The following is a 15,510-nucleotide window of genomic DNA, read 5'->3' as shown; positions in this document are numbered from 1 at the left end:
GAGGCGCTGGAGCGCTTCGTGCACGCCGCCGCCGACGAGCGGATCAGCGCGCTGTGCCCGATGGTCTCCAGCACGTTCGACCAGCACCACCCGGACCTGGAGGCCGCGCGCGAACGAGTCGAGCGGTTGTCACGAAGTCCCGAAGTGGGTATCCCCATGTCTGAAACAGCCTCGAAGACCCTCGCCGCACCGGCCAGAGAGCCGGACGCCGGCCGCTGGAAAGCGCTCGTCTTCATCGCGCTCGCCCAGCTGATGGTCGTCCTGGACGCCACCATCGTGAACATCGCCCTGCCCTCCGCCCAGCAGGACCTCGGCATCTCCGACGGCAACCGGCAGTGGGTCGTCACGGCCTACGCCCTCGCCTTCGGCGGCCTGCTCCTGTTCGGCGGCCGGATAGCCGACCTGTGGGGCCGCAAGAAGGCCTTCGTAGTCGGCCTGGGCGGTTTCGCCGCGGCCTCCGCGCTCGGCGGCGCGGCCACCAACGAGGCGATGATGTTCGGCGCCCGTGCCCTCCAGGGCGTCTTCGGTGCCCTGCTCGCGCCCGCCGCGCTCTCCCTGCTCGCGGTGATGTTCACCGACGCCAAGGAGCGCGCCAAGGCGTTCGGCATCTACGGCGCGATCGCCGGTGGCGGCGGTGCCGTCGGTCTCATCCTGGGCGGCTTCCTCACCGAGTACCTGGACTGGCGCTGGACGTTCTTCGTGAACATCCCGTTCGCCATCGTCGCCGCGGCCGGTGCGTACTTCGTCATCCGTGAGCCGGAGGGCGGCCGCAACCGCTCCCCGCTCGACATCCCCGGCGTGATCCTGTCCACCCTCGGCCTGGTCGCCCTGGTCTACGGCTTCACCCGCGCCGAGTCCGAGGGCTGGAGCGACTCCGTGACCGTCGGCATGTTCGTCGCGTCGGCCGTGCTGCTGGCGTCCTTCGTGCTCGTCGAGTCCAAGGTCAAGGCCCCGCTGCTGCCGCTGCGCGTGATCACCGAGCGCAACCGCGGCGGGATCTACCTCTCCCTCGGTCTCGCGATCATCGCGATGTTCGGCCTGTTTCTCTTCCTGACCTACTACCTGCAGATCGTGAAGGGCTACTCGCCGGTCAAGACCGGTTTCGCGTTCCTGCCGATGATCGCGGGCATGATCACCGGCTCCACCCAGATCGGCACCCGCCTGATGACCCGGGTCGCGCCGCGGCTGCTGATGGGCCCCGGCTTCCTGGTCGCCGCGCTCGGCATGCTGCTGCTGACCCAGCTGGAGATCGGCTCCTCGTACGCGGCCCTGCTGCTGCCGGCGATGCTGCTGCTCGGTCTCGGCATGGGTACGGCGTTCATGCCGGCCATGTCGCTGGCCACCCAGGGCGTCGAGCCGCGGGACTCCGGTGTCGCCTCCGCGATGGTCAACACCTCGCAGCAGGTGGGCGGCGCGATCGGCACGGCTCTGCTGAACACCATCGCCGCTTCGGCGACGACGGCGTACGTCGCCGACCACATCGCCGGGGCGACCAGCCGGTCCCAGCAGCAGCTGGTCCAGCTGGAGGCCATGGTGCAGGGCTACACCAGCGCCATCTGGTTCGCCGTCGGCATCCTCGTGGTGGCCGCCGCCATCGCCCTCACCTTCGTCAACGCCGGCCGCCCGGGCGGTACGACGGTGGCGTCCTCCGGCGAGGACGCGGCGGACGAGGTGCAGATCCCGGTCGTCGCCCACTGACGCCCGCGCACCGCACCCCTTCGGGCCATCCGTAGGCACGAGGAAGGGGACGCCTCGTACCCACGGAATCCAGGACCTGCCCCGGCCCCGCGTCAGCTCAGCGGAGCCAGGGCAGGTCCGCACCCGCTTCGGCCGGCTGAAGTCCCTCGGCGATGATCCGCATGATCTCGCCGAGGGACTTCTGCTGTTCCGGCGAGAGCCGGTCGAAGACGGCCTGGCGTACGGCCTCGACATGCCCGGGCGCCGTCTGCCGCAGTACCTGGAGGCCCTCGTCCGTGAGGACCGCGAACTGGCCCCGCTTGTCGTCGGGGCAGTCCTCCCGGCGTACCCAGCCGTTCTTCTCCAGGCGCGCGACGGCGTGCGAGAGGCGGGAGCGGGTGATCTTCGCGAGCATCGCCAGCTCGGTCATCCTCAGCCTGCGCCGCGGCGCCTCGGCGAGCTTGACCAGAAGGCCGTAATAGACGTGCGGCATGCCCGCGTCACGCTGCAGCTGACGGTCGAGATGGTCGTCGAGGAGGGTGGCGCCCTCCATGTACCAGCGCCAGACGCGCTGCTCCTCGTCGGTGAGCCAGCGCGGTTCCTGCGGTGGGGCGGTCGAGCCGGTTGTCGGTGCGGATGCGGGTGCCTTCATGTGTTCCACTCTACGTGGCCCCTCCTTGAACTTTAAACAAATGGCCCGTACAGTTTTGTCAGGGAACCACGTTTTGGAAGGAGCCGCAGCATGTCCGCCGCCACCCAGGAGCGCATGCCCGCTCTGTACCTCAGCCACGGCGCGCCGCCCCTGGCGGACGACCCTGTCTGGCCCGGTGAGCTGGCCGCCTGGTCCGCGGGCCTGCCTCGGCCCAAGGCCGTCCTGATCGTCTCCGCCCACTGGGAGGAGGCCCCGCTCGCCCTCGGCGCGACGGAGACCGTCCCGCTCGTCTACGACTTCTGGGGCTTCCCCGAGCACTACTACCGGGTGAAGTACGACGCTCCCGGCGCACCGGAGCTCGCGGAGTCCGTACGCAAACTGCTGCGCGCCCCCGGCATCCCCGTCCAGGACGTCCCCGACCGCGGCCTCGACCACGGCGCGTACGTCCCGCTGGTCGAGATGTATCCGGAGGCGGACCTCCCGGTCCTGCAGGTGTCCATGCCGACGCTCGACCCGGTCCGGCTGATGGAGATCGGCCGCAAGCTCGCCCCGCTGCGCGACGAGGGCGTGCTCATCGTCGGCTCGGGTTTCTTCACCCACAACCTGGCCGCGCTGCGGCAGGGCGGCATCCCCGCGTGGTCGGCCGAGTTCGACGACTGGGGCCGGCGGGCGCTGGAGGCGCGCGACGTGGACGCCCTGCTCGACTTCACCCGCAAGTCACCCGCCGGGCAGCTGGCCCACCCGCGCACCGAGCACTTCGCCCCGCTGTTCGTGACCATGGGCGCGGCCGACGCGGCCGGTGAGCTGGACGCGCAGAAGTCCGTGATCGACGGCTTCTGGATGGGGCTGGCGAAGCGGTCGGTCCAGTTCGGCTGAGGCCACCCGGCGTCTACAGGGGCTTCTCGTACCAGGCCACGTCCAAGTACCGGCCGAACTTGCGGCCGACCTCCCGGTACGTGCCGACGTGCCGGAATCCGAAGCGCTCGTGCAGCCGGGCCGATGCCTCGTTGGGCGGCACGATGCCCGCGTAGGCGCGGTGGACGTCCTCGCCCGACAGGGCCTCGAAGAGGGCCGTGTAGAGGAGTGTGCCGACGCCACGCCGGCCGGCGCCCGGGGCGACGTACACGGACGTCTCCACGGACGTGGCATAAGCGGGCCTCATTTGGAAAGGGCTGGAAGTGGCGTAGCCCAGAACCTCCTGTGTATCCGGCTCCGTGGCAACCATCAGGCGGTGCGGCCCGTCTTCAGGGTGGGAGAGCAGCCAGGGGCGGCGCTCCTCCGGAGTGAAGATCGCGGTATCGAATGTGATCGCTGTCTCACCTACATAGTGGTTGTAGAGGGCCGTGAGGGCTTCGAGGTCACCCTCGACTCCCGGCCTGACCTGCACCTCTGTGGACTGCGACGGCATCTGGCCTCCCCGTGTGGGCGGACAGGGTACTGCATGATCAGAAAAATAGAGGGCCGGGTTGGGAATTCTGTCCTGATTCCAGTCGTTGTTTCCATCGGATGCAGGGCACCCGAGGAGAGTCCGGAGAGTCCCGGAAGACGGAGTCCAGCGTCCGAAGGACCACCCGCTGACCTCACCATCGCAAGGGAGCTCGCATGGCAACCCGTGCCGTCGCCCGTCGTCAGTCCGCCACCGGCGAGACGGCCGACGCGGCAAGCAGTGTTCGCGCCCATGGCGGCGAGATCGCCGACCGCGACCTGGTCGGCATGTACCTCGACGAGATCGCGCGCACACCGCTGCTCGACGCCGCCAAGGAGGTCGAGCTGTCGCAGATCATCGAAGCGGGTGTGTTCGCACAGCAGATCCTCGACGGCCTGGAGGAGAACAAGGCCGGGGCTTCCCCCGAGGAGCTGCAGGCCCTGGTCGACGCGAGCGAGCGCGCCAAGGACGTCTTCATCCGCTCCAACCTGCGCCTCGTCGTCGCCGTCGCCCGCCGCTACCCCCGCAGCGGTCTGCCGCTGCTGGACCTCATCCAGGAGGGCAACGCGGGCCTGGTGCGCGCGGTCGAGAAGTTCGACTACCGCAAGGGCTTCAAGTTCTCCACGTACGCGACGTGGTGGATCCGCCAGGCCATCACCCGCTCGATAGCCGACCAGTCCCGTACGATCCGCCTGCCCGTCCACCTCGTGGAGGAGCTCGGCAGGATCCGCCGTGTGCAGCGCGAGTTCAACCGCGAGCACGGCCGGGACCCGGAGCCCGCGGAGATCGCCGCGGAGCTCGGATCGACGCCGGAGCGCGTCACCGACGTCCTGGACTGGGCCCGTGACCCGGTCTCGCTGAACATGTCGGTGGACGACGAGGGCGAGACCCAGTTCGGCGACCTCCTGGAGGACACCTCGGCGGTGTCGCCCGAGCAGTCGGTACTCACCCTGCTGCGCAGCGAGGAGCTCGACGACCTCATCGGCCGGCTCGACCAGCGCACGGCGTCGATCATCAAGATGCGCTACGGCATCGAGGACGGCCGGGAGCGCACATTGACCGAGGTCGGCAAGGAGCACGGCCTGACCCGCGAGCGCATCCGGCAGATCGAGAAGCACGCGCTGCTGGAGCTGAAGAAGCTGGCCCGCAGCACCGGGTTCGACGCGGCGGCGTGAGCCCCGCGTCCGCGGTGGCGGGCGCCGGTGAACGGGGTGAGCGTCCGGGCGTACGGTTTCCTCCCACGGCCCGTGGGTCACGGACCGTGTGCGCCCGGGGGTCACCGCGTACGCCGGGTGGCGAAAGACCGCGCAAACATGGCGGTGTAACGCCGCTTCAATCCGCGGACTCAGGGAACAAGACTTCTGGGTCCACCAGTTCGGACCCGGGGCCACACCCCCTGAGCCCCGACAGCCACGTCCCGTCGCACTCCCCCCGGCGCCGGGACTTTCCCCGAGACCGGGCTTCGGCGTCCTTCCCCCCGGACGCCGGGGCCCGGCTCTCTGCTTCTGGAGGGCGGGCCACCCCGTACCTGAACCACGGGGTGGCCCGCCAGTGGCAGATTGTGTCACATGGGCATAGCCTGCCGGGCGTGAGCAGCACCACCCCGACCCCGCCTCCGTCCTCTTTGACCGAGCGGCGGAAGGCCGAGACACGTATGGAGATCGCCCGGGTGGCAGCCGGTCTCTTCGTACGACACGGCCTGCGCGCCACCCGCGCGGAGGACATCGCCCAGGCCGCCGGTATCGCCCCGCGCACCTTCTACCGGTACTTCGCCACCAAGGAAGAAGCCGTCGCCCCGCTCTACGCGACCGGAGCCCAGCGCTGGGTGGAGGCGGTGCGTGCCGCTCCCCCCGGCGCCGGAGTGCTGCGGGCACTGGAGCAAGGGGTGCACCACACCCTCACTCCGGGCGTGGGCGTCTCGGTGTCCTCCTGGGAATGGGTCCGCACACTCCTGCGCCTGGCCGAGGCGACTCCGTCCCTGGGCAGGGTGTGGGCGGAGGTGTGCCAGGCGTCCGAGCGGCGTCTGGCGGAGGTGCTGGCGGAACGGGTGACACGTGCCGCCTCCGCCGGGGCCGGCGGGGCATCCGAAGTCGGCGGGGCCTCCGGGGCCGGCGACAACGTTGCCGTGGCCGGTGAGTCACTCGCGCTCACCCCCGACCTCCGCTTCGCCGCCGCCGTCGCCAGTGCCGCCGTACGGGCCGCGTTGGAGGCCTGGGCCGCGGGGGACGGGCCCGTCGAGGGTCCGGACGGTCCGGCGGAACTCGCCCTGCGCAACCTCGCGGCCCTGCGGGACTTCCCGTGGGGACGGTGACGCGACGGCTCAAACCCCGCCCGCCTCAGGCACCCCGGCCGCCCTGCTCAATCGTGCTCCCAACTCCCTGACAGCCGTCACGAGTTGTTCCGGCTGGTGCACCACGAAGTCGCACTCCAGCATCGCCAGCCGGAACGCCACCCACTGCACGGCGTCGCCGACGGATCCCCGCAACCGGCAGCTGTGGTCGTCCAACGGCTCGGGCGTGCCCAGCCAGTCGGGCACCCGGGCGGCGACGAAGTCGGCCGGTGCGGCGAACGTGACGTCGAAGTCGTAGGACTGCTGCCGGTGTTGCATGGAGCGCCGCAGGTACTCCGCCGCGTTCCCCGTCGGCAGCTCGCGCGGCACGAAACGGGCTCCGGTGGCGAACGGTTCGCCGACCCGGTCGACGCGGAACGTGCGCCAGTCGTCCCGGTCGATGTCGTACGCCACCAGGTACCAGCGGCGGCCGGTCGACACCAGCCGGTACGGCTCCGTCAGGCGTCGCGACTCGGTGCCGTCCGCGGCCCGGTAGGCGAACCGCAGCCGTTCGTGCCCGGCCACCGTCGAGGCCATGACGGTCAGCGTCTCGGGCGCGATGCTCGGCCCGTCCCCGCTGGTCAGAGGTGTCGTCGCGGCCTGGAGGGTGGTCACACGGTGGCGCAGCCGGCCCGGCAGGACCTGCTCCAGCTTGGCCAGTGCCCGCACCGAGGCCTCGTCCAGGCCCTCCACCGCGTGCCCGGCCCCGGCGCGCAGTCCGACCGCGATGGCCACGGCCTCCTCGTCGTCGAGCACGAGCGGCGGCATGGCCTTGCCGGCGACCAGCCGGTAGCCGCCGTCGGCGCCCTTGGTCGCCTGCACGGGGTAGCCGAGTTCGCGCAGCCGGTCGATGTCCCGCCGTACCGTGCGGCGGGACACCCCGAGCCGCTCGGAGAGCTCGCCGCCCGGCCATTCGCGGGGCGTCTGGAGGAGGGAGAGGAGGGTCAGCAGCCGAGCCGGAGTGTCCGTCGTCATACCGATGAGGATGCAGCACCAGTAGGACACGATCTGACCTAATGGGGGTCTAACTTCTCAGCATGAACTCCACCGACACCACCCTCGGCACGGCGGGCGGCGGGACCGACCGCCGACGCTGGTTCGCCCTCGCGATCGTGATGACCGCGGCCTTCATGGACCTCGTCGACGTGACGATCGTCAACATCGCCATCCCGTCGATCCAGCGGGAGGCGGGTGCGTCCTTCAGCCAGATCCAGTGGATCACCGCCGGTTACGCCCTCGCCTTCGCCGCGGGCCTGATCACCGGAGGGCGGCTCGGCGACATCCACGGGCGCAAGCGGATCTTCCTTGTCGGCATCGGCGGGTTCACGGTCGCGTCCGCGCTGTGCGGCCTCGCGGTGAACCCGGAGATGCTGGTCGCCTCGCGGTTCCTGCAGGGCGGTATGGCGGCGCTGATGGTGCCGCAGGTGCTGTCGATCGTGCACGCGACCTTCCCGGCGCACGAACGCGGCAAGGTGTTCGGGCTGTTCGGCGCGGTCGTCGGCCTCGGGGCCGTGTCCGGTCCGCTGCTGGGCGCGCTGCTGACCGAGTGGAACCTGTTCGGCTGGGAGTGGCGGTCGATCTTCCTGATCAACCTGCCCGTCGGTGTCGCCGGCCTGATCCTCGGCAGCCGTTTCATCAGCGAGTCCAAGGCGCCGCGGGCCCTGAAGCTGGACCTGGTGGGCGTCGCGCTGGTGACGCTGGGCCTGCTGATGCTGCTCTACCCGCTCATCCGCGGCCGCGAGCTGGACTGGCCGGTGTGGGGTTACGTCTCGATGGCCGGGTCGCTCGTCGTCCTCGCGGTGCTGGTGGCGTACGAGAAGCGCAAGGCCGCGCGGGACGGCTCCCCGCTGGTCGAGCTGTCGCTGTTCAAGGTCAAGAGCTTCGCGGCCGGAATCGCCGTGCAGACCGTCTTCGGTGTCGCGCTCGGCGTGTTCTTCCTGGTGTGGACGCTGTACATGCAGTTCGGGCTGGGCTGGAGCCCGCTGAAGGCAGGGCTGACCGGGGTGCCGTTCTCGATCGCCGTGTCGGTGGCGGCCGGGATGTCGGTGCAGAAGCTGGTCCCGCGCTTCGGACGCAAGGTGCTCCAGGCGGGCGCGCTGGTGATGGCGGCCGGGGTGCTGCTCTACATCTGGGAGGCCGGGCATTACGGCCTGCACATAGCTCCCTGGCAGATGGCGCTCCCGCTCGTCGTGATGGGCGTGGGCATGGGCCTGATCGTCGCGCCGCTGACCGACGCGATCCTCTCGGAGGTGCCGCGCGAGCACGCCGGTTCGGCGTCCGGGCTGATCAACACCGTGCAGCAGATGGGCAACGCGCTGGGGCTCGGCCTGGTGTCGGTGGTGTTCTTCGGCACGATCTCCGACCACCTGCGGCCGGAGCAGATGGGTCCGGCCTTCACGGACGCCTTCCGGAACGCGCTCGGCTGGGTGGCCGCGGTGATGGGCGCCATCTTCCTGCTGATGTTCGCGCTGCCGAGGCGGCCCGCGCAGCACGTGGAGGGCGAGCAGGCGCCGACGGGGGAGAAGGCAGCGGTGCTGGTCTGACCGCGGGAAACGGGCCCGGCACCTCGGTGCCGGGCCCGTTCGCGTTCCGGCCCGCACCTTGGTGCCGGGCCTGTTCGCGTTCCGGCCCGCACTTTGGTGCCGGGCCTGTTCGCGTTCCGGCCCGCACCTCGGTTCCGGGCCTGTTCGTGTGCCGCTCCCGATGTCCGTTCGGGTTCCGCCCCGATGTCCGCTCGCGTTCCACCCCCGATGTCCGCTCGCAGCTCTGCTCCTGCTTTCTGCTCATGCCCGATTGGGTCCGAACCTGTTTACTTTGCGGAAATCTCGGCGTAGCCTCCCGCTGAAACCACACGTTCGGGCATGAGGCGGAGGTGAACGGACATGTACGCACCGGAGCGGCAGCAGGAGATCCTCCGGCTCGCCCGTGACGGCGGCCGAGTGGATGTCGTGTCGCTGGCCGAGGAGTTCCAGGTGACGGCGGAGACGATCCGCCGGGATCTGAAGGCCCTCGACCGCGCCGGACTGGTCCGCCGGGTGCACGGCGGTGCCATCCCGGCGGGGCGCCTCGACTTCGAGCCGGACCTCGCCGAACGCGAGACGACCGCCGCCGACGAGAAGGACGGCATCGCCAAGGCCGCCCTCGCGGAGCTGCCCGTAGAGGGCACGGTCATCCTCGACGCCGGGACGACGGTGGCCCGGATGGCCGCCGCCCTCCCCCTCGAGGCCTCCCTCACCGTCGTCACGCACAGCCTCCCCATCGCGGCCCGCCTCGCCGACCACCCCGGCATCCAGCTCCACCTCGTCGGAGGGCGCGTACGGCACCGCACGCGCGCCGCGGTGGACGCCTGGGCGCTCAGGGCGTACGGCGAGATCCGTGCCGACGTGCTGTTCGTGGCCGCCAACGGCTTCTCCGCCGAACACGGCCTGACCACCCCCGACCTCGCCGAGGCCGCCGTGAAACGCGCGGCCGTCGCCGCCGCCCGCCGGGTGGTGCTGCTCGCCGACTCCTCCAAGCACGGCCAGGAGCACTTCGCCCGCTTCGGCGACCTGAGCGATGTGGACCTGCTGATCACCGACAGCGGGCTGAGCCCCGAAGACGCCGTCGCGATCGAGCGCGGCGGCACGGAAGTAGTGCGCGCATGATCCTCACCGTCACCCCCAACCCCTCCCTGGACCGCACCTATGAGGTGCCGTCCCTCGACCGCGGCGAGGTCATCCGCGCCACCGGCGAGCGGATGGACCCGGGCGGCAAGGGCGTGAACGTCTCGCGCGCCGTCGCCGCGGCGGGGCAGCGCACGGTGGCGGTCCTGCCCCTGGGCGGCGCCCCCGGCGCCCTCGTCGCCGACCTGCTCGACCAGCAGGGCATCGAGGTCGCGCCCGTCCCGGTCGCCGGGGCCACCCGCTCCAACATCGCCCTCGCCGAGTCCGACGGCGTCCTGACGAAGATCAACGCGCCCGGCCCCGAACTCTCCGACGCCGAGCGCGAACTGCTCCTGGAGACCGTACGGCAGCAGTCCCGCGACGCATCCTGGATCGCCTGCTGCGGCAGCCTTCCCCGCGGCCTCGCCCCCTCCTGGTACGCCGACCTCGTCGCCCGCGCGCACGCCGCCGGGGCCCGGATCGCCCTGGACACCTCCGGGCCCGCGCTGCTCGCGGCCCTGCGGGAGCGGCCCGACGTGGTCAAGCCGAACGCCGAGGAGCTCGCCGGAGCCGTCGGTCGCCCCCTCGCCACCGTCGGCGACGCCGTCAAGGCCGCCGAGGAACTGCGGGAGATGGGCGCCCGGGCCGTCCTCGCCAGCCTCGGCGCCGACGGGCAGCTGCTCGTCTCCGCGGAGGGCGCCTGGTTCGGCAGCGCCCGCGTGGCGGCAGTCCGCAGCAATGTCGGTGCCGGCGACTCCTCCCTCGCCGGGTTCCTGATCGCCGGCGGCGACGGCCCCGAGGCCCTGGCCTCCGCGGTCGCGCACGGCGCGGCGGCCGTCCAGCTGCCCGGCAGCGTGATGCCGACGCCGCGCGACCTGGACCCGGCAGCGGTGACGGTCACGGCCGAGGTCCCGGCGGACCGTGTGCTGAAGGAGCCGGTGTCATGACGTACGACGAGCAGGGCGCGCCGCCGCTCGAGCGGCGGGCCCCCTCCCCGTTACTCGCGGGCCCCGCCTCCACCCCCGTCACCCCCCACCGCACCCCCGTCCCCCTCCCCGCCCACCCCTCCCACCGGGCGATACGCGTGCTAAGGAGCCCGCGATGAGCGACATGATCACGGCGGACCTGGTCGACCTCGGCCTGTCCGCCGACACCAAGGAAGCGGCGGCGCGTGCCCTCGCCGAGCGCATGGTGGCCCTGGGCCGGGTGACCGACCTGGACGGCTTCCTCGCCGATGTGGCAGCCCGCGAGGCCCAGATGCCGACCGGCCTCGACGGCGGCATCGGCATTCCGCATTGCCGCAGCGAGCACGTCACCGAGCCGACGCTCGCCTTCGGCCGCAGCGCCTCCGGCATCGACTTCGGTGCCCCGGACGGCCCCGCCGACCTGATCTTCCTGATCGCCGCGCCCGCCGGTGCGGACGACGCCCATCTGACGATCCTGTCGTCGCTGGCCCGGCAGCTGATGAACAGCGAGTTCACCGACGCCCTGCGCGCGGTGAGCGACGCGCCGGCCGCGGCGGCGCTGATCCGCGGCGACGAGCCGGACGCACCCGCACCCGCGGGTTCCGAAGACACCGTGGCGTCGGCGGGAGCGGCCTCTCCCGCCGCCGCCACGGTCACAGCTGAAGCCGGCGGCACCGCGGAAGCCGACGACACCACGGAAGCCGGAGAGACCGCGGAAGCCGGCGGCACCGCGGAAGCCGCAGACACTGCCGGGGGCGAGGAGCGGCCGTTCCGTATCGTCGCCGTCACCTCCTGCCCCACCGGCATCGCCCACACCTACATGGCGGCCGAGTCGCTGGAGAACGCCGGCCGGGAGGCGGGCGTCGAACTCACCGTGGAACCCCAGGGCTCGGCCGGTTTCACCCGGCTCGACCCGCAGGTCATCGCGGCGGCCGACGCCGTGATCTTCGCCCACGACGTGCCCGTACGGGAAAAGGAGCGGTTCGCCGGCAAGCCCACCGTCGACGTGGGTGTGAAGGCGGGCATCAACCGCCCCGGAGAACTCATCGCCGAGGTACGCGAGAAGGCCGCGCGCGGCGAGGTCACCTCCGGTTCCGCGCCGGCCTCCCCGGTGGACCGCGCGGGCGAGTCCGGCGAGGGCTACGGCACCAAGCTGCGCAAGTGGCTGATGTCCGGCGTCAGTTACATGGTGCCGTTCGTCGCCGCGGGCGGTCTGCTCATCGCCCTCGGGTTCGCGATCGGCGGCTACAAGATCAACAAGGCCCCGTCGGTGATGGACCACTTCCTGTGGACCCAGGCCGACAGCTGGGCGGCCCTGCTCTTCCAGATCGGCGGCGTCGCCTTCGGCTTCCTCGTCCCGGTCCTGGCCGGCTACATCGCCTACGGCATGGCCGACCGGCCCGGCATCGTCCCCGGGTTCGTCGGCGGCATGATCGCGTTCAACATCAACGCCGGTTTCCTCGGCGGCCTGGCGGCCGGTCTGATCGCCGGTGGCGTCGTGATGGCGATCCAGAAGGTGAACGTCCCGGCGGCGCTGCGCGGCATCATGCCCGTGGTGGTGATCCCGCTGATCTCCTCGGCGATCGTCGGGTTCCTGATGTTCGTCGTCATCGGCAAGCCCATCGCCGAGGCCCAGAAGGGCATGACCGACTGGCTGAACGGTCTGTCCGGCAGCAACGCCATCCTGCTCGGCACGCTCCTCGGCCTGATGATGTGCTTCGACCTCGGCGGCCCCGTCAACAAGGTCGCCTACACCTTCGCCACGGCCGGTATCGCGGTGGCCAGTCCCAGCGACTCGGCGATGAAGATCATGGCCGCGGTGATGGCGGCCGGCATGGTCCCGCCGCTGGCCATGGCCCTGGCCACGACCGTGCGCGGCAAGCTCTTCACCCAGACCGAGCGCGAGAACGGCAAGGCCGCCTGGGTGCTCGGCGCCTCCTTCATCTCCGAGGGTGCGATCCCGTTCGCCGCGGCCGACCCGCTGCGCGTCATCCCGGCCTCCATGGCGGGCGGCGCGGTCACCGGCGCCCTGTCGATGGCCTTCGGCGCGACCCTGCGCGCCCCGCACGGCGGCATCTTCGTCGTCCCGCTGATCGGGAACCCGTTCCTCTACCTGGTCGCCATCGCCGCGGGCGTCTGTGTCACGACGGCCCTGGTCGTCGTCCTGAAGGGCATGCGCAAGCCGGCCGCGGGCGCCGCACCGGCCTCCGGTGAGAGCGGCGCGGTCCAGGCGACGGAGACGAAGCAGCCCGTCGCGGCGTGAAACCGGTGCGCGTTCGCCCCATTCGGGGTATGTGAACCGTTCATGCCACCTGCGAGATAGATCACGAAAATCACGGCCCGGGACCGAAGTCCCGGGCCGTGGTGTCTACTGGGGCGCATGCCCGAGCACGTCTCCCGATGGCCCGAAGGCCACCCGCTCCCCGCCCTCCCGCAGCAGCGGCAGACGGGCTCCCGGTCGGAGTCCGTGGAGCTGACCGCCGAGGAGAGAGACGCCTTCGCCGAACTGGTGCGTCAACTCGGAGACAGAGGCGTCTGAGGGCTCGGTTCTGCCTCAGGACAGCTGAGCCGCCCGCCGCTCCATCGCCTCGCGCGCCGCGTCCTCGCTGGCGTACACCTCACACATGTGCCGCCCGTCCGGCGTCGCCGTGTGCTCGACCTCCCAGAGGGAGACCTCGTCGCCGTCGCGCAGCAGGAACGCGTGCTCGTAGAGCGAGAAACCCAGCCCCGCCCGGCCCGCGCGGCACGGCCGGCCGAAGGCCTGGGTGATCTGATGCCCGGACGCCGTGGCCAGCAGGGCCGCCGTGTCCACGCCCGGCCGGTCCGCGTTCTCCGCCCGGCGCAGTAACCTGCGCGCGTGGTCCGCCGAGTTCTCCGCGGCGTACGCGTGCCGCGGGGCGGCCACCGGTGACAGCTGCACCGTCACCGGCAGTTCGAAGTCCGGGGTGTCCGGCGGCAGCGGCAGCCGCGTGGTGGCGGCGCGCAACTCCTCCTCGTCGACGTACACCTCGTGCTGCGGTTCGCTGCCCGGTGCCGGGTTGTGGACGAGCTCCCACAGGGTGAGCGCCGAACCGTCGGCGAGCAGCCACGTGTGCCGGTACGTCTCCCGGTGCAGGCCCTCGCTGTGGTGCGCGGAATGCAGCGAACCGTCGTGCGCCAGCGCGCAGTCCAGGCGCCTTATCGCCTCGTCCGGTAGCTCGAAGGAGTTCAGGGCGCGGCCGAGGAGTCGCGCGAGGTGCTCCTCCGGAGTCTCGGGCGAGTCGTGGGGTTCGTACGCTGCCGTCTCGTACGGAACGCTCAAGGTTTCTCCCGGCGTTGCTGCATGTCACCTTGTGGGTGCATACGGTAGCCCCTCGGTCGGACATCATGTCCGGGAACCGAGAAAACGTACGTCCGGGAAAACGCGCGGGCCGCGCGAAAAGTTCCCGCGCGGCCCGTTCCGTCCGTCAAAAACCCCAGTTGGGGCGGTTTTCAGGTGGTCTCCCAGCCGGTCAGGAAGCGCTGTCCGCGGTCCACTGGCTCCACGCCATGTTCCAGCCGTTGAGCCCGTTGTCCGGCGCCACCGTCTTGTCGGGGGAGTTCTTCACGATCACCACGTCACCGATGAGGGAGTTGTCGTAGAACCACTTGGCGGGCGTGCTGCCCCCCGCACCCTGAACGTCGGCGAGACCCACGCAGCCGTGGCTGGTGCCCTGGCGGCCGAAGGGCGGGTTGCCCTTGTTGTACCAGTAGTTGCCGTGGATGAACGTGCCCGACGTCGTCAGACGCATCGCGTGGGGCACGTCCGGGATGTCGTACTCGCCGCCCAGCCCGACCGTCCGGCTGTTCATCCGGGTCTGGACGAACTTCTCGGAGATCACCATCTGCCCGTTGTAGGTGGTGTGCTCCGGGCTGCCCGCCGAGATCGGGATCGTCTTGAGGGTCTTGCCGTCCCGCACGACCGTCATGGTCTGGGTGTTGACGTCGACCGTGGAGACCTGCGAACGGCCCACCGTGAAGGTGACCGTCTTCTTCTGCACGCCGTAGACGCCGTTCGCACCCTCGACCCCGTCCAGGTCGATCTTCATCGTGACCTTGGAGCCGGCCTTCCAGTACTCCTCCGGCCGGAAGTCGAGGCGCTGCCCGTTGAACCAGTGCCCGACGACCTTCTGCCCGCTGCTGGACGTCACCGTGATGTGCGACTGCACGGCCTTGCGCGCGGTGATGGCCTTGTCGAAGGTGAACGACACCGGCATGCCCACGCCGACCGTCGTGCCGTTGTCCGGCGTGTACGTGCCGATGAAGCTGTTCGACGACGTCACCGTCGTGAAGATGGAGTTGGCCGCTGCCGTCCGGCCGTCCGCGTCCTTGGCGGTCGCGGATATCTGGTACTTGGTCCCGCGCTCCAGCTGCTCCTTCGGCTTCCAGACCTTGCCGTCGCCGGAGACCGTCCCCGCGACGGCCTGGCCGCTGCCCGCCACTGTCATCTTCACGTCGGTCAGCTTCCCGTCGCTGACCTTCACGCCGGTCGCGTTGATGGACGCGCCCGTCGAACCGTCCTTCGCCGAGATGGCGATCTTCGCGACGGACGTCTTGGTGCCGCCCTTGCCGCCCTTCTCGTCGTCCTTGGCGTTGGCGCTGCCGCCGCAGGCGGTGAGGGTCAGGGCGCCGACCACCAGGGCGGCACAGGCCCCCAGAGTGCGCCGCGCTGAAATGTTCGGCGTTGTCACGGGCTGCTCCCAGTTCGTGTGATGTTGCGTGATCCGCTCCAGTACGTGGGAGTAGAGGGGCCGGGAGGCCGGGCGGGTTCCGTCCGTTCCCCATGAAGGCCGTCACGTGAC

The 15,510-nt window shown here is 70.9% G+C and carries 14 protein-coding genes; 9 read left to right on the top strand and 5 right to left on the bottom strand.

From position 1 onward, the window contains the following. Nucleotides 1–156 precede the first annotated feature (156 nt). Nucleotides 157–1,698: an MFS transporter gene (locus ACFY5B_RS30060; protein WP_389975277.1), complete on the top strand. Its 1,542-nt coding sequence runs from the start codon at nt 157–159 to the stop codon at nt 1,696–1,698. 97 nt (nt 1,699–1,795) lie between these two features. Here ACFY5B_RS30060 and ACFY5B_RS30055 read toward each other — a convergent pair whose 3' ends face one another. After that, nucleotides 1,796–2,329: a MarR family winged helix-turn-helix transcriptional regulator gene (locus tag ACFY5B_RS30055; protein WP_389975249.1), complete on the bottom strand. Its 534-nt coding sequence runs from the start codon at nt 2,327–2,329 to the stop codon at nt 1,796–1,798. Between the two features lie 90 nt (nt 2,330–2,419). On the opposite strand from ACFY5B_RS30055, the gene ACFY5B_RS30050 reads away from it, so the two are divergent. After that, nucleotides 2,420–3,205 (top strand): dioxygenase, encoded by a 786-nt coding sequence (locus ACFY5B_RS30050; RefSeq protein WP_389975246.1) that lies wholly within the window; start codon nt 2,420–2,422, stop codon nt 3,203–3,205. Between the two features lie 13 nt (nt 3,206–3,218). Here ACFY5B_RS30050 and ACFY5B_RS30045 read toward each other — a convergent pair whose 3' ends face one another. After that, on the bottom strand, nt 3,219–3,737 hold the full coding sequence (locus tag ACFY5B_RS30045; RefSeq protein WP_389975243.1) for a GNAT family N-acetyltransferase: 519 nt from the start codon (nt 3,735–3,737) through the stop codon (nt 3,219–3,221). Between the two features lie 194 nt (nt 3,738–3,931). On the opposite strand from ACFY5B_RS30045, the gene ACFY5B_RS30040 reads away from it, so the two are divergent. Together ACFY5B_RS30040 and ACFY5B_RS30035 are read left to right on the top strand one after the other, a co-directional pair. After that, the gene (locus tag ACFY5B_RS30040) at nt 3,932–4,930 is read left to right on the top strand and encodes an RNA polymerase sigma factor RpoD/SigA (RefSeq protein WP_031107295.1); all 999 of its coding nucleotides are present in this window, start codon (nt 3,932–3,934) and stop codon (nt 4,928–4,930) included. Nucleotides 4,931–5,343: 413 nt separating this feature from the next. After that, nucleotides 5,344–6,066, top strand: a complete 723-nt coding sequence (locus ACFY5B_RS30035; protein WP_389975240.1) for a TetR/AcrR family transcriptional regulator — start codon at nt 5,344–5,346, stop codon at nt 6,064–6,066. 9 nt (nt 6,067–6,075) lie between these two features. On the opposite strand, the gene ACFY5B_RS30030 is transcribed toward ACFY5B_RS30035, so the two are convergent. Next, entirely contained in the window at nt 6,076–7,059 is a 984-nt protein-coding gene (locus tag ACFY5B_RS30030) for a helix-turn-helix transcriptional regulator (RefSeq protein WP_389975237.1), read from the bottom strand. 62 nt (nt 7,060–7,121) lie between these two features. Between ACFY5B_RS30030 and ACFY5B_RS30025 the strand changes: the two genes are divergently transcribed. The 5 genes from ACFY5B_RS30025 (at nt 7,122) to ACFY5B_RS30005 (ending at nt 13,229) form a co-directional block, all read left to right on the top strand. Beyond that, a complete protein-coding gene (locus ACFY5B_RS30025) occupies nt 7,122–8,627 on the top strand; it encodes an MFS transporter (protein ID WP_389975234.1) in 1,506 nt (501 codons plus the stop codon). A 339-nt stretch (nt 8,628–8,966) separates the two neighbouring features. Beyond that, entirely contained in the window at nt 8,967–9,728 is a 762-nt protein-coding gene (locus ACFY5B_RS30020; protein ID WP_033314575.1) for a DeoR/GlpR family DNA-binding transcription regulator, read from the top strand. After that, entirely contained in the window at nt 9,725–10,672 is a 948-nt protein-coding gene (gene pfkB, locus ACFY5B_RS30015; RefSeq protein ID WP_389975231.1) for a 1-phosphofructokinase, read from the top strand. Before ACFY5B_RS30020 ends, pfkB begins: the two co-directional genes overlap by 4 nt. Before the next feature lie 154 nt (nt 10,673–10,826). Next, nucleotides 10,827–12,953: a fructose-specific PTS transporter subunit EIIC gene (locus tag ACFY5B_RS30010; protein ID WP_389975229.1), complete on the top strand. Its 2,127-nt coding sequence runs from the start codon at nt 10,827–10,829 to the stop codon at nt 12,951–12,953. 117 nt (nt 12,954–13,070) lie between these two features. Next, nucleotides 13,071–13,229 carry a hypothetical protein gene (locus tag ACFY5B_RS30005; RefSeq protein WP_389975226.1) on the top strand — a complete coding sequence of 53 codons (159 nt, stop codon included), beginning with the start codon at nt 13,071–13,073 and terminating at the stop codon, nt 13,227–13,229. A 15-nt stretch (nt 13,230–13,244) separates the two neighbouring features. On the opposite strand, the gene ACFY5B_RS30000 is transcribed toward ACFY5B_RS30005, so the two are convergent. Both ACFY5B_RS30000 and ACFY5B_RS29995 read right to left on the bottom strand, forming a co-directional pair. Next, on the bottom strand, nt 13,245–13,991 hold the full coding sequence (locus tag ACFY5B_RS30000) for a DUF6227 family protein (RefSeq protein ID WP_389975223.1): 747 nt from the start codon (nt 13,989–13,991) through the stop codon (nt 13,245–13,247). Between the two features lie 190 nt (nt 13,992–14,181). After that, nucleotides 14,182–15,399 carry an Ig-like domain-containing protein gene (locus ACFY5B_RS29995; RefSeq protein ID WP_389975220.1) on the bottom strand — a complete coding sequence of 406 codons (1,218 nt, stop codon included), beginning with the start codon at nt 15,397–15,399 and terminating at the stop codon, nt 14,182–14,184. Nucleotides 15,400–15,510: the final 111 nt, after the last annotated feature.

It is taken from the genome of Streptomyces sp. NPDC013187 (genome assembly GCF_042899705.1).
GTDB lineage: Bacteria > Actinomycetota > Actinomycetes > Streptomycetales > Streptomycetaceae > Streptomyces > Streptomyces hawaiiensis_A.
Note: the sequence above shows the minus strand (reverse complement) of the source record. Positions and strands in the feature narration are given on the sequence as shown.

What these genes read in the sequence shown, in the direction of transcription:
- ACFY5B_RS30060 (WP_389975277.1), top strand. Translation starts at nt 157, where the DNA reads ATGTCTGAAACAGCCTCGAAGACCCTCGCCGCACCGGCCAGAGAGCCG.
- ACFY5B_RS30055 (WP_389975249.1), bottom strand. Translation starts at nt 2,329, where the DNA reads ATGAAGGCACCCGCATCCGCACCGACAACCGGCTCGACCGCCCCACCG.
- ACFY5B_RS30050 (WP_389975246.1), top strand. Translation starts at nt 2,420, where the DNA reads ATGTCCGCCGCCACCCAGGAGCGCATGCCCGCTCTGTACCTCAGCCAC.
- ACFY5B_RS30045 (WP_389975243.1), bottom strand. Translation starts at nt 3,737, where the DNA reads ATGCCGTCGCAGTCCACAGAGGTGCAGGTCAGGCCGGGAGTCGAGGGT.
- ACFY5B_RS30040 (WP_031107295.1), top strand. Translation starts at nt 3,932, where the DNA reads ATGGCAACCCGTGCCGTCGCCCGTCGTCAGTCCGCCACCGGCGAGACG.
- ACFY5B_RS30030 (WP_389975237.1), bottom strand. Translation starts at nt 7,059, where the DNA reads ATGACGACGGACACTCCGGCTCGGCTGCTGACCCTCCTCTCCCTCCTC.
- ACFY5B_RS30025 (WP_389975234.1), top strand. Translation starts at nt 7,122, where the DNA reads ATGAACTCCACCGACACCACCCTCGGCACGGCGGGCGGCGGGACCGAC.
- ACFY5B_RS30020 (WP_033314575.1), top strand. Translation starts at nt 8,967, where the DNA reads ATGTACGCACCGGAGCGGCAGCAGGAGATCCTCCGGCTCGCCCGTGAC.
- pfkB (WP_389975231.1), top strand. Translation starts at nt 9,725, where the DNA reads ATGATCCTCACCGTCACCCCCAACCCCTCCCTGGACCGCACCTATGAG.
- ACFY5B_RS30010 (WP_389975229.1), top strand. Translation starts at nt 10,827, where the DNA reads ATGAGCGACATGATCACGGCGGACCTGGTCGACCTCGGCCTGTCCGCC.
- ACFY5B_RS30005 (WP_389975226.1), top strand. Translation starts at nt 13,071, where the DNA reads ATGCCCGAGCACGTCTCCCGATGGCCCGAAGGCCACCCGCTCCCCGCC.